At 53.6% G+C, this 13,336-nt stretch carries 10 protein-coding genes and 2 tRNA genes; 9 read left to right on the top strand and 3 right to left on the bottom strand.

Annotated features, from left to right (window positions below; genetic code table 11):
- Window positions 1-163: 163 nt before the first annotated feature.
- On the bottom strand, window positions 164-970 hold the full coding sequence (locus K7H09_RS09070) for a sulfite exporter TauE/SafE family protein (RefSeq protein WP_039859307.1): 807 nt from the start codon (window positions 968-970) through the stop codon (window positions 164-166).
- A gap of 221 nt (window positions 971-1,191) precedes the next feature.
- Between K7H09_RS09070 and K7H09_RS09065 the strand changes: the two genes are divergently transcribed.
- On the top strand, window positions 1,192-1,788 hold the full coding sequence (locus K7H09_RS09065; RefSeq protein ID WP_041157863.1) for a hypothetical protein: 597 nt from the start codon (window positions 1,192-1,194) through the stop codon (window positions 1,786-1,788).
- A 5-nt stretch (window positions 1,789-1,793) separates the two neighbouring features.
- Here the strand turns inward: K7H09_RS09065 and K7H09_RS09060 are convergent, their stop codons facing one another.
- Window positions 1,794-2,318, bottom strand: coding sequence for a helix-turn-helix domain-containing protein (locus K7H09_RS09060; RefSeq protein WP_176316289.1), 525 nt, complete (start codon window positions 2,316-2,318; stop codon window positions 1,794-1,796).
- Window positions 2,319-2,619: 301 nt separating this feature from the next.
- On the opposite strand from K7H09_RS09060, the gene gltX reads away from it, so the two are divergent.
- From gltX to K7H09_RS09045, 3 genes are all read left to right on the top strand, one after another.
- A complete protein-coding gene (gene gltX, locus K7H09_RS09055; protein WP_009287292.1) occupies window positions 2,620-4,104 on the top strand; it encodes a glutamate--tRNA ligase in 1,485 nt (494 codons plus the stop codon).
- Between the two features lie 134 nt (window positions 4,105-4,238).
- Window positions 4,239-4,314: transfer RNA gene (locus K7H09_RS09050), tRNA-Ala, on the top strand.
- A gap of 48 nt (window positions 4,315-4,362) precedes the next feature.
- A tRNA-Glu gene (locus tag K7H09_RS09045) sits at window positions 4,363-4,438 on the top strand.
- 622 nt (window positions 4,439-5,060) lie between these two features.
- Here the strand turns inward: K7H09_RS09045 and gltA are convergent.
- Window positions 5,061-6,347, bottom strand: coding sequence for a citrate synthase (gltA, locus tag K7H09_RS09040; RefSeq protein WP_009287293.1), 1,287 nt, complete (start codon window positions 6,345-6,347; stop codon window positions 5,061-5,063).
- Window positions 6,348-6,848: 501 nt separating this feature from the next.
- Here gltA and sdhC point away from each other — a divergent pair.
- The 5 genes from sdhC (at window position 6,849) to K7H09_RS09015 (ending at window position 13,305) form a co-directional block, all read left to right on the top strand.
- Entirely contained in the window at window positions 6,849-7,226 is a 378-nt protein-coding gene (gene sdhC, locus K7H09_RS09035) for a succinate dehydrogenase, cytochrome b556 subunit (RefSeq protein ID WP_196518187.1), read from the top strand.
- On the top strand, window positions 7,220-7,567 hold the full coding sequence (sdhD, locus tag K7H09_RS09030) for a succinate dehydrogenase, hydrophobic membrane anchor protein (protein WP_022520469.1): 348 nt from the start codon (window positions 7,220-7,222) through the stop codon (window positions 7,565-7,567). The genes sdhC and sdhD overlap by 7 nt, the downstream gene beginning before the upstream one ends.
- A 4-nt stretch (window positions 7,568-7,571) precedes the next feature.
- On the top strand, window positions 7,572-9,344 hold the full coding sequence (gene sdhA, locus K7H09_RS09025; RefSeq protein WP_230804478.1) for a succinate dehydrogenase flavoprotein subunit: 1,773 nt from the start codon (window positions 7,572-7,574) through the stop codon (window positions 9,342-9,344).
- 27 nt (window positions 9,345-9,371) lie between these two features.
- Window positions 9,372-10,082: a succinate dehydrogenase iron-sulfur subunit gene (locus tag K7H09_RS09020; protein ID WP_009287296.1), complete on the top strand. Its 711-nt coding sequence runs from the start codon at window positions 9,372-9,374 to the stop codon at window positions 10,080-10,082.
- Window positions 10,083-10,470: 388 nt separating this feature from the next.
- Window positions 10,471-13,305 (top strand): 2-oxoglutarate dehydrogenase E1 component, encoded by a 2,835-nt coding sequence (locus K7H09_RS09015; RefSeq protein WP_027959716.1) that lies wholly within the window; start codon window positions 10,471-10,473, stop codon window positions 13,303-13,305.
- Window positions 13,306-13,336: the final 31 nt, after the last annotated feature.

Below are 13,336 nucleotides of genomic sequence, written 5' to 3'. Positions count from 1 at the left end.
ACATGGTTCGTTGGTACATATTTGGTACTTGAGCCGCTTTTGATTTGGTACATCTGAGAGGCAAGTATGGCAACGATTCGCAAGCGCCGTAAAAAGGACGGCAGTTTCTCATATACTGCCCATTTTAGCATTCCGAGAAAGGACCTTACGCTAAAGCCTGGGTTTAAGCAGTAAACACCGCATACACCATCTGCAGTGCCAGCCCCATCAGCATAAACGCGAATACTCGTTTGAGAAGTTTGACGGGCAGCCTATGCGCTAATTTTGCTCCGATGGGAGCCGTTAGGATACTGAAGGGCGCCATGAGCAGTAGCGCGGGCAGGTAAACGTAGCCGAGCGCTGCACTGGGCAGTCCTTGGATAGACCATCCGTTGATTATGTAGCCAAGTGCACCAGCAACTGCGATAGGGAGTCCTACGGCTGCTGAGGTGCCTATTGCTCGGGGTAGCATGACGTTACACCAGGTGAGGAAGGGCACTGTTAGTGAGCCACCGCCAATAGCAACGAGCGCGGAAATGCCACCGATGCCCAACCCCACACCGCTTACGCCGATAGGGCCGGGTAAGCCGCGGCTCGGTTTGGGCTTGATGTTTGCCAGCATCTGGAGCGACATTAGCACCATAAAGCAGGCGAAAAAGATGGCAAGGCCGCGGGTGGGCAGCAGCGCAGCGATAAAGGTCGCCAAAAAGGTGCCGATTAATATGCCAGGGGTAATAAAGCGCACGATGTCCCAGCGAACGGCTCCGTGCCGATGGTGGGAAAGCAGGCTAGCGGTAGAGGCGGGAATGATGGCCGCCATGGCGGTGCCTAAAGCCAAGTGGGCAAGGTGCTCGTGGGGCACGCCTTGGAGTACGAAAAGCGACGTCAGAATTGGCACCATAATGCCGCCGCCACCAATCCCCAATAAGCCCGCCATCAAGCCCACAAAACCGCCCAGTGCTATATAGGCCAACCACCAAATGATGTCCAAAGCCGCTGCTCCTAAAAGTGTCTTGTTAGCATGATAAGCATATTGTACCTGAAGCGGTGCCTGTCGCGGGGCCAATACAAGTATTCCACTGTGGTGGCGGCTATGCAGTGGTAAGCTGCTAGGAGCCTGTCAGACTGAATGCGGATCTACTGCAAATTCGTGTGCTTTTCGCGACGATCGGTCAAGCCTGACAGGCTCCGGGGCAATATTTTGGAGTGCATATGCGCAATGTATTAAGCAGTGTTGGTGTGTTCATGATATCCGTTGCGCTACTGGTAGGCTGTGGCGAAACAGACGAGCCGAGTGAGTCGGTATCAACTGCAGAACAAACATCAGCCCCTGAGCCCACAGCTGCTGAGATAGACGTGGCTGCGGCAGAAGAGGTGGCGCCTCTTGTCGTCGAGATAATGGCGCATGTATCGCTGCGCAGTGATCGGCGTTTAATGGTGGAAGGCGAGAGCAACTTGCCCGATGAAACGCTGGTACAGATTATTGTCGAACGCGAGATCAGCAGCGTGCGTTGGCGTGAGCGGACGCGTATAGAGAATGGCGTGTTCGCAGCGGGACCATTTGGCCCTGGCAGTGGCTTACCCGATGGTGGCTATATAGTACAGGTTGAGGTTTCCGAAGGCAGTGTGCAGCCGGAAGCCGTTCAAGCGCGTATTGGCCACGAGGGCCAGCACCTGGCGGGAGAGCTGGTAAATCAATCCCGCCATGGGCTGGGCCAAGTGGCCACCTACTCACGACGCTTCTTGGTGGGGAGTGAGCCAAGGCAAACGCGTGACCAGGTGGAGGTGCTAGAGAGTCCGGGGAGGTAGACGCTTTAGGCAGGATGCCAATGGGCTAGCAGTACTGCATGAATCGATGTGTCGCTTGGGGCTTTTGTGAAGTGCTCAATAACGAAACGATCGTCGCGTTGCACTACATAGTGGCCCGCTTTGTGAAACACATGGGTCGGCCCGAGTAGCAGAAGATCGCCAGCATTAACGGGTGAAAAATCTGTACCTGGGCCGGGTGTTGCCATTACGCACGGTGCTTTCCAGTCGATGTTCAGCGGGAGGTGACTGGGCACTTTAATGGTCGTTGCCTGTACCTGTTCCCAGGGGAGGGGACCAGTATGGGTCAACGTTAATAGCTCGGGGGCGCTATCACCTTCCAATAGAGTTGCCAGGGAGCAGTCGAGTGCATCAGCGAGCGCCACAAGGCGTTCGTGACCGATCTGTTTGATCGCCCCAGATTCCCAATAAGAAATGGTGACATCTGACACGCCAACTTTGCGTGCGAGAGCAGCTTTGTTGAGCTTGGCCCTAAGCCGCAGTTGCTTGATACGTGAGCCTAGCGATTCCATTTCGTCTTCCTGATGATGAGCTAACAAGCTCGTTGAATGTCTTCCACTATAAATTTCTCTAATATAGATAGTGGAGCTATGAACATACTTTTATTGGTCTATCTCAAGCTTGGGGTATGCACCCAAGATGTTGCTGCAGTGCCATACTAAGCGATTGTGCTTTAGCGCGCATTAGTGGACAAATAACGTTGAGTTAATTTCTCTGACGCTTTCTTGCGCTAGTCGTTCCCTGCGCGACGCTGTTGGTTGCGCCTAAGGTGCGTATAATATCGCCATGCATTTTTGCCAATAGGACGTTTTCATGACCGTACGTACTCGCATTGCACCTTCTCCCACAGGAGACCCCCACGTTGGCACGGCCTACATCGCGCTTTTTAACCTATGTTTTGCGCGTCAGCACGGTGGCCAATTCATTCTTCGTATTGAAGACACTGATCGGGTGCGCTCTACTCCTGAGTCGGAGCAGATGATTCTCGATTCACTGCGCTGGCTGGGTCTTGAGTGGGATGAAGGCCCGGATGTTGGCGGCCCCCACGGCCCTTATCGGCAAAGCGAGCGTGGCGATATATATGCTCAATACGCCCAGCAGTTGTTGGATGCCGGGCATGCATTTAAGTGTTACCGCACCAGTGAAGAGCTTGATGAACTGCGTGAAACCCGCAAGGCTGCGGGCTTGCACCTGGCATTGAAGCCTGCTGACTTAGCATTGGAGAGCCAGGAGCAAGCACGCCGTGAACAGGAAGGCTGGCCTTATGTAGTGCGCATGAATGTGCCTGCCGAAGGCGTTTGTGTGGTCAACGATATGCTGCGCGGTACGATTGAAGTGGAGTGGGCGCAGGTGGACGCGCAAATTCTGCTTAAATCAGACGGCATGCCCACTTATCACCTCGCCAATGTGGTCGACGATCATCTAATGGCGATCACCCATGTGCTGCGTGGGGAAGAGTGGATTAACTCCGCACCAAAGCACCAACTGCTGTATGAGTATTTTGGTTGGCAAATGCCGCAACTTTGTCACATGCCGTTGCTGCGCAACCCCGATAAATCCAAACTCTCTAAGCGCAAAAACCCGACCTCCATCAATTATTATCGTCGGATGGGCTTTTTACCCCAGGCCGTTACCAACTACTTGGGGCGGATGGGGTGGTCGATGCCTGATGAGCGCGAGAAATTCAGTCTACAAGAGATGATGGCGGAGTTTGACGTTCAGCGTGTCTCGTTAGGTGGCCCTGTATTTGATCTGGAGAAACTGACCTGGTTAAACGGTGTGTATATCCGTGAAGACCTGGATGATGATGCACTGTTGAGCGCACTGCGTGACTGGGCTTTCAATGAAGCTTACGTTAAGCAGATACTGCCGCAGGTGCGACCACGGGTAGAGACGCTCTCCCAGGTAATGCCGTTGGCAGGGCACTTCTTCTCTGGTCTTCCGGCGCTAACAAAAGCGTCGTTTGATAGCGTGAAGCTCGAGGAAGAGGAGCTGGTCAAACTGCTTCAATTCCTTGTTTGGCGATTCGAGGGCGTTTCGGCTTGGCATAAAGAGGCGCTGTTGAACGAGGTGAAAACGCTGGCTGAGCACTTTGACTTGAAAATGAAAGCCTTTCTGGCGCCGGTGTTTATTGCCATTACCGGCAGCGCGTCCAGCACCTCAGTGATGGACGCCATGGCGATTCTGGGTTCAGACGTTACCCGGGCACGCCTGCGTAGTGCGATAGAGGTATTGGGCGGCGTCTCGAAAAAGCAGGCCAAGCGCTTTGAAAAAGAATTTCGTGAGATCGCTTCGTGAAATAGTTTAGTAAAATCAGCTAACCGCGCATGAGATAGCGCTAGCGCCAATTTCTCATCCTTAGGAAATTGGCGTTTTTTCTGTTGACGAAGGCCAGCGGAATCAGTATTATACGCTCCGTCTTCGCGACATGTGGGGCCTTAGCTCAGCTGGGAGAGCGCAACACTGGCAGTGTTGAGGTCAGCGGTTCGATCCCGCTAGGCTCCACCAATTAGTAGTACTTGTTATCAGTACCTTTCGCGAAGCAGCTCGATATACGTCCCATTCGTCTAGTGGTCTAGGACACCGCCCTTTCACGGCGGTAACAGGGGTTCGAACCCCCTATGGGACGCCACTAATTCAGCATCCCTCCCTAATCGTTTATTTCTCTGGCAATGAGTCTTCTCATTTGCTGGCTTTTTGTATTCCCGCTGTTCACAAAAGAGCTACAAATCGACAATTTTTGGACGATTTTGTGCTTGACTTGTCCACTTTTGCGATTCTGGCTTAAAGGTTGTGCACAACCCCTTGTTGTTGACGCAAAAAATCTTTAACAGAACTTAAGTCTTTAAAAAACAATGACTTACAGGAGGTTAAAAAATAACCAATTTAAGGCTGGCCCACTGCCCATGGCGATTTCGGGACGTTTTGAAGTGGTTGTGAACAGGGTTATCCACAGATAGTGTGGAAAACCTTGAGCAGGATCCAGAAGCAAAAAAGTCAAGCGATAATGGAGTCGAATTAGGCGTTTTTGACGTCCTTCAATGTTGCATCCGGCTATCGCAGCGTCCTAGGCTCAGAAGGGGCAAGGGGTGGTCTCTAAGGGGAGAGCTTGCTCAAGGCATCTGGTAGGTTAGTGAATGGTCGCGAGCGCATGTGGTGGTGCGTTGGTGGTCTATGAACCAGAGCGTTAATCAGCCCATACGCAAAAGGCCACCCGAAGGTGGCCTTTGATCGTACTGTCAAGCGGGGATGGTTTATTTTTTCGGATAGTCACGCTGGTCGTGGCCAATATAGAGCTGGCGCGGACGACCGATTTTGTAGCTTTCGCTGAGCATTTCGTGCCAATGCGAGATCCAGCCAATAGTGCGCGATACCGCGAAGATCACGGTGAACATATTGGTGGGGATACCCATGGCTTTCAAAATGATGCCTGAGTAGAAATCAACGTTCGGGTACAGCTTCCGCTCGATGAAGTACTCGTCTTCTAGGGCAATTTGCTCAAGACGCTTGGCGATTTTAAGCTGAGGGTCGTCGGCCATGCCGAGCTCTGCAAGTACTTCGTCGCAGGTCTCTTTCATTACCTTGGCGCGCGGGTCAAAGTTGCGATACACGCGGTGACCAAAGCCCATTAGCTTGAACGGGTCGTCCTTATCCTTGGCTTTATCAACAAAGCGCTGGATGTTCTCTTCGGAGTCTTCACCGATTTCGTCGAGCATAGCCAGCACGGCTTCGTTGGCGCCGCCGTGAGCGGGGCCCCAAAGTGCCGCGATACCTGCGCTAATACAAGCGAATGGGTTGGCCCCCGTGGAGCCTGCCAAGCGTACAGTCGAGGTAGAGGCGTTCTGCTCGTGATCCGCATGCAGCATGAAGATGCGATCCATGGCTTTCGCGTATACCGGGTTGATTTTGTACTCTTCGCAAGGGTTGCTGAACATCATGTAGAGGAAGTTCTCTGCATAGGTCAGATCGTTGCGCGGGTAGTTAAAGGGCTGACCCACATTATACTTATGGGACATTGCCGCCAGGGTAGGCATCTTGGCGATCAGGCGGATCGCGCTGATCACGCGATCTTCCTCTTGAGTGATGTCCATGTGGTCGTGGTAGAAGGCCGCTAAGCCGCCCACTACACCGCACAAAATAGACATCGGGTGGGCATCGCGGCGGAACCCTTTAAAGAAGTTGTTGATCTGATCGTGAACCATGGTGTGGTTGCGAATGCGCGATTCAAAATCCGCGTACTGCTCGTCGTTGGGTAACTCACCAAACAGCAGGGTGTAGCACACTTCTACGAAATTGGACTCTTTGGCCAGTTGATCAATCGGGTAGCCGCGGTGTAGCAGCACGCCCTTGCCGCCATCAATATAAGTGATGGCAGACTGGCAGGAAGAAGTGGCCATAAAGCCGGGGTCGTAGGTGAACAGGCCTTCAGCGCCTAAACCGCGTACGTCGATGACGTCGGGGCCAAGTGTGCCGGAATACATGGGTAGCTCGATCGGTTTATCCAGACCGTCTACCGTCAATGTCGCTTTCCTGTCAGCCATGCTGGCCTCCTTTCGAATTCGGGTTGGGACGTAAAGTCATTGCTGCGCATACCGCGCCGGCGAAAAGGCTTGCCCACTATAGAAGTGTGCGACATTTTGTCAATTAGCCTAAGCGCTAGCTGCAGGTTGTACAAATATTGTTGCTTTGAATAGTTTTTGTATACGATGAAAAAGCCTACATTATGGCGAAGCGTCAGAAGATTGACGATAGGCTAACATGATATGTTAACAGGCTTATCAAATTGCTAATCTACTGTCACTATAACCATGCTGCAGCGCAAAATCGACTCAGGATGCGGACAATTTTCTTGCACCATAGTCGAGTTAGGGCTGAGTTCGGTTTGTAAGCGAGGGCGAAGGTTCTTATAATCCACGGCGCGCGACCGGCAGGTAGGTGGTCGTGCCCGACTTGGCAACGGCCGAGCCCCTTCCAGCAACCACCGCCCGCTCGGGCCATGCCCGACCTGTCGCAGAGCGGGCCAAGAGAGTGTGTACAAAGCCGTGAATAGCAAACGACCCGTAAACCTAGACCTTACTACGATACATTTCCCACTGCCGGCGCTGACGTCGATCACACACCGCATCACGGGTGTCATCCTGTTCGTTGGCCTGATTTTCGCTTTTTGGGCGCTGGGCAAGTCCTTGTCATCTCCTGCGGGTTTCGACGCCGTTAGCGATGCACTGGCCAATAATTTTTTGGCTAAGTTGATTGCTTGGGGGTTGTTATCCGCACTGGCATTCCACTTTGTAGCAGGTATCAAGCACCTGCTGATGGATGCCGATATTGGGGTAACCCTTGAGGGTGGCGTTAAAAAAGCGCAGATCACCGTCGTGGTCAGCGCTGTTCTGATTATTCTGGCAGGAGTTTGGGTATGGTAACTAACATTACAAGTTTTGGCCGTAGTGGGCTTTCTGACTGGCTGATGCAGCGCGTTTCTGCTGTTATTTTGGCCCTCTACACGGTCTTTATCGTTGCCTTTCTGCTGTTTAATCCGAACCTCGATTACTACACGTGGAGCGGTCTGTTCAGCCAGACGTGGATGCGGATTTTCTCGCTACTGGCGTTCGTCGCCTTAGCCGCACACGCCTGGATTGGTCTGTGGACCGTCACCACCGACTATCTCAAGTCCACTCGCCTGCGCGTGGGTGTCCAAGCTGTCATCATCTTGGGCATTTTCGTGTACTTGGTGTGGGGCATTCAAATTCTGTGGGGAGCTTGATTACATGTCTAATCTGCGTAGCCTGACGTTTGACGCCATTATTATTGGTGGCGGTGGCTCTGGCCTGCGAGCCGCTCTGGAGCTGGCGAAGTCCGGCAAAAAGACGGCCGTGTTATCGAAAGTTTTCCCGACCCGCTCTCACACCGTTTCTGCCCAGGGTGGTATTACCTGCGCGATTGCGTCCGATGACCCGAATGATGACTGGCGCTGGCATATGTACGACACCGTTAAAGGCGGCGACTATATCGCTGACCAGGACGCGGCGGAGTATATGTGTTCTGAAGGCCCGAAAGCGGTATTCGAGCTCGAGCATATGGGCCTGCCGTTCTCGCGTTTAGATAACGGTCGCATTTATCAGCGCCCGTTTGGCGGTCAGTCGAAGAACTTCGGTGAAGGTGGCCAGGCGGCTCGTACCTGTGCCGCTGCTGACCGTACCGGCCACGCGCTGTTGCACACCCTTTACCAGAATAATTTGAAGAACAATACCGTGTTCCTCAATGAGTGGTATGCAGTGGATTTGGTCAAAAATGCCAGCGGTGATGTGGTCGGCTGTATCGCCATGTGTATCGAGACGGGCGAAGTGGTTCACATTAAGTCCAAGGCCACAGTATTAGCTACTGGTGGAGCAGGCCGTATTTATGCTTCCACAACCAATGCGTTGATTAACACCGGTGACGGTATTGGCATGGCGCTGCGTGCGGGCTTCCCGATGCAAGACATGGAAATGTGGCAGTTCCACCCGACCGGTATTTACGGTGCGGGCACGCTGGTCACAGAAGGCTGCCGCGGTGAGGGTGGCTACCTGATCAACAAAGACGGCGAGCGCTTTATGGAGCGTTATGCGCCGAATGCCAAAGATTTGGCGGGCCGTGACGTTGTCGCCCGTTCGATGGTCATGGAAATTCTGGAAGGTCGTGGCTGTGGCGAGAAGGGCGATCACGTCTTCTTGAAGCTTGATCACCTGGGTGAAGAAGTACTTGGTAAGCGCCTACCTGGTATCGTTGAGCTCTCCAAGACGTTTGCTCACATCGATCCGGCAAAAGACCCGATCCCGGTCGTACCGACCTGCCATTACATGATGGGCGGTATTCCGACCAATATTCATGGTCAGGCGATTACCATGGACGAAAGCGGTAACGATCATATCGTTAACGGCCTGTTTGCCTGTGGTGAAGCAGCGTGTGTTTCTGTTCACGGTGCTAACCGCTTGGGCGGTAACTCGCTACTTGATCTAGTGGTCTTCGGTCGTGCTGCAGGCATGTTTATTGAAGGCGCGCTGAACGAAGGCATTGAGTACCTGGACGCTTCCGAGTCTGACATTGAGTCGGCCATGAAGCGGATCACGCGCTGGAATGAGTCTGAGGGTGGTGAAAGCATTCCTGGGCTGAAAGCTGAGCTTCAGGAAATCATGCAGACCTCCTTCGGCGTATTCCGCGAAGAGAAAAACATGCTGGAAGGCGTCGACAAGCTAGCGCTACTGCGCGAGCGCATCGCCAATGCCTACTTGCCTGACAAGTCCAATGCCTTCAACACTGCCCGTGTAGAAGCACTGGAACTTGATAACTTGATGGAAGTGGCTGAAGCGACGGCGATCGCTGCCCTAGAGCGTAAAGAGAGCCGCGGCGCCCACTCGCGTTACGACTATCCAGACCGTGATGACGTTAACTGGCTGAAGCACTCGCTCTTCTTCCCAGCGACGAAAGAGCTGAAAAAACGCGACGTTAACTTCAAGCCGAAAACCGTTGATACGTTCGAGCCTAAGGTTCGTACCTACTAAACGCCGCATAGACGAGAGGGAGTCACTATGTCCAATCTTCAGGTATCCGTATACCGCTACAATCCGGAAACCGACTCCGCACCTTACATGCAGGAGTTTCAGGTCGATACTAAAGGCCGCGATGTGATGGTGCTGGATGTTCTTCATATGATGAAGGAACAAGACAGCGGTTTGGCGTTTCGTCGCAGCTGCCGTGAAGGCGTCTGCGGTTCAGACGGCATGAACATGAACGGCAAAAACGGCTTGGCATGTATCACGCCGCTGTCAGACGTTGTCAAAAACAACAAGCTGACCCTGCGCCCGCTGCCGGGCCTGCCGGTTATTCGCGATATGGTCGTGGATATGGGGCTGTTCTATAAGCAGTACGAGCGTATTCAGCCGTACCTGCAGAACGATACGCCTGCACCGGCCATTGAGCGTCTGCAGTCGCCAGAAGAGCGCGACAAGCTAGATGGCTTGTATGAGTGTATTCTATGTGCATGCTGTTCAACGTCTTGCCCGTCGTTCTGGTGGAACCCCGAGAAGTTTGTCGGCCCGGCCGGTTTGCTGCAGTCTTACCGCTTCCTGGCCGATTCACGTGACACGGCTACCAGCGAACGGTTGAGCAACCTGGAAGATCCGTTCTCGGTGTTCCGTTGCCGTGGCATCATGAACTGTGTAGCGGTGTGCCCAAAAGGGCTCAACCCTACCCGGGCAATTGGTAAAATTCGCGAAATGTTACTCGCTGATGCTACCTAAGCCTATGACATCTTAGTAAAAAAGCGCCTGCCACTTAAGTTGGGTGATAATGCCACTTAAATCATGGCGCTTCGCTTGTTATCATAGGGTTTGTCAGGCGGTGCGGCGTCACGTCGCACTGCTGATCAGACAAGTTTGAAAGCCGGTGCCTGGGGTACCGGCTTTCGAGCATGAACTGAAGACGAAACATCGTATGACCGCTAGAAACACAGTATGACCGCTAGATGCGACATAAAGTGTGAGATGAAGAATAGCTAGACGAACAGGGTTTCCGGCCGTTGGCCGGCGCCGCCGGCAAATGTCCCGCCCCGCCGGCAGGGCAATAGCGATGTCGCCGCATGTTTGCGACGATACCGATACCACCCCATCAGTGCAGGGTGACCGAGAGATGCAACAAGGCATAATGGAGTTGATGTGGCGTTCCTCTCACGTTAGTGGCGGCAATGTTCACTACGTGGAAGCGCTTTACGAGCAGTACCTCGCCGATCCTGAGTCTGTCCCTGACGAATGGCGCAGCTATTTTGATGAGTTGCCGCGCCCCGAGGGCAGTGCCTCCCACGATGTTCCACTTAGCCCCGTGCGTGATCAGTTCTACCAGTTGGGGCGCGAAAGTCGCCCGGGCCGGGTAGTCGCCGCTGCCGATAGCGGTGAAAACAAAAAGCAGGTAAAAGTCCTGCAACTGATCAACGCTTACCGCTTCCGTGGCCATCAAAAGGCCAATATCGACCCGCTAGGGCTGCGTAATCCCACCCCCGTCCCCGATCTCGATCTGTCCTTTCATCAGCTTTCAAAAGCTGATCTGGATACCGAGTTCCAAACCGGTTCTTTCTTTTTAGGTATCGACAAAGCGCCACTGCGTGACATCGTAGATGCGTTGGAGCGTACTTACTGCCGCTCCATCGGCTGCGAGATCATGCATATCGTCGATACGGAAGAGAAACGCTGGCTACAACGGCGTTTTGAGTCGGTACGCAGTGCGCCTGATTTCAGTGCCGACGTGCGCAAGCACGTGCTGGAGCGTTTGACGGCCGCCGAAGGCTTGGAGAATTACCTGGCATCCAAGTATCCAGGTACCAAGCGTTTCGGTCTTGAAGGCGGCGAATCGTTTGTGCCGATGATGGACGAGCTTATCCAGCGTGCTGGCGGTTATGGCACCAAGGAAGTGGTCATCGGTATGGCGCACCGTGGTCGACTCAATCTGCTAGTCAATATTCTGGGTAAAAACCCAGCTGACTTGATTGATGAGTTCGACGGCAAGAAAGTCATCGAACGCGGCTCAGGTGATGTGAAGTACCACCAGGGTTTCAGTTCGAACGTCATGTCCCCGGGCGGCGAAGTCCATTTGGCGATGTCGTTTAACCCGTCGCACCTGGAAATTGTCGCGCCTGTCGTAGAGGGTTCGGTGCGTGCCCGCCAAGATCGCCGTAACGACGAAGAGGGCAGTAAAGTACTGCCGATCAACGTCCACGGTGATGCGGCGTTTGCCGGTCAAGGCGTAGTGATGGAGACATTCCAGATGTCTCAGACCCGTGCTTATAAAACCGGTGGCACCGTCCATATTGTGATTAACAACCAAGTGGGCTTCACCACCTCGCATCCGCTGGATGCACGCTCTACCGAATACTGCACTGATATTGCCAAGATGGTTCAAGCGCCTATTTTTCATGTCAATGGCGATGACCCGGACGCAGTGCTGCACGCCACCCAAGTCGCTCTCGACTATCGCCAGCAGTTCAAAAAAGATGTGGTGATCGATCTCGTTTGCTACCGTCGCCGTGGCCACAACGAAGCTGACGAGCCGTCAGGCACGCAGCCGATGATGTATTCCAAGATCAAAGATCACCCTTCTGCGCGCTCGCTGTACGCCAAGCGCTTGGTTGATCAGGGCGTGCTCTCTGAAGAGTCCGCTAAAGCGATGATCGAAACCTATCGTGATGATCTCGTGGCAGGCAACCACGTTGCCAATGCACTGGTGCAAGAGCCCAACGCTTCTCTGTTCGTTGATTGGGCGCCTTACCTGGGTCACGAATGGTCTGGTGATGCCGACACGACGTTTGATATGAAGCGTCTGCAGCAGTTAGCGGCTCGCATGTGTGAAGTGCCGGACGGCGTCGAAGTGCAGCGTCAGGTGGCCAAGATTTATGAAGACCGGCGTAAAATGCAGGCTGGTGGTTTGGCACTTAACTGGGGCTTTGCGGAAACGCTAGCCTACGCCACGCTGCTAGAGCAGGGGCATCCGATCCGGATTACCGGGCAAGACGTTGGGCGCGGTACTTTCTCCCACCGTCATGCGGTGGTGCATAATCAGAAAGATGGCACTACCTATGTTCCGCTGCAGAATATGGCCGATGGTCAGCCGCGTTTCACCATTCATGACTCCTTCCTTTCGGAAGAAGCAGTGTTGGCATTTGAGTACGGCTACTCAACCACTGCGCCGAATGACTTGGTGATCTGGGAAGCTCAGTTTGGTGACTTCTTTAATGGCGCCCAGGTGGTCGTGGATCAGTTCATCTCGTCGGGTGAAACGAAGTGGGGCCGGGTGTGTGGTTTAACCATGCTGTTGCCACACGGCTACGAAGGCCAGGGCCCGGAGCACTCTTCGGCGCGTTTGGAGCGCTTCCTGCAAATGTGTGCTGAGCACAATATGCAGGTCTGCGTACCCACCACGCCCGCACAGATTTATCATCTACTGCGTCGTCAGGTGATTCGCCCGCTGCGCAAACCGCTGGTGGTGATGACACCTAAATCGCTGCTGCGTCATAAAGAAGCGATTTCGAGCCTTGAAGATCTCGCTCACGGTAAGTTCCATATGGTACTCGCCGACCAGGCAGATCTGGCGCCGAAGAAGGTCACACGCGTTGTGCTATGTGCTGGCAAGGTCTACTACGACTTAGCCGCTTGGCGCGCTGAGAATGAGCGTCATGACACGGCAGTTGTGCGTATTGAGCAGCTATACCCCTTCCCGAAAGAAGAGCTTCTGGAAGCGCTGCAAGACTATACCAACGTAGAAGATATTGTGTGGTGCCAGGAAGAGCCGCTTAATCAGGGCGCTTGGTACTCCAGCCAGCACAATATGCGTGCAGTGGCCGACATGCTGAAAGATGGCCTTGGTCGCGAGTTGAAATTTGCAGGACGTCCTGCCTCTGCTGCTCCAGCAGCTGGCTATATGTCCGTCCACACTGAACAGCAGCGCCAGCTGGTGGAAGACGCTTTTAATTTATAAGCGACCACCGGATTTAGAGAACATATAAGGG

It is taken from the genome of Halomonas sp. IOP_14, assembly GCF_021021315.1.
Lineage (GTDB): Bacteria > Pseudomonadota > Gammaproteobacteria > Pseudomonadales > Halomonadaceae > Vreelandella > Vreelandella titanicae.
The sequence above is the reverse complement of the archived record's forward strand: the minus strand, read 5'-3'. Positions and strand labels throughout refer to the sequence as shown.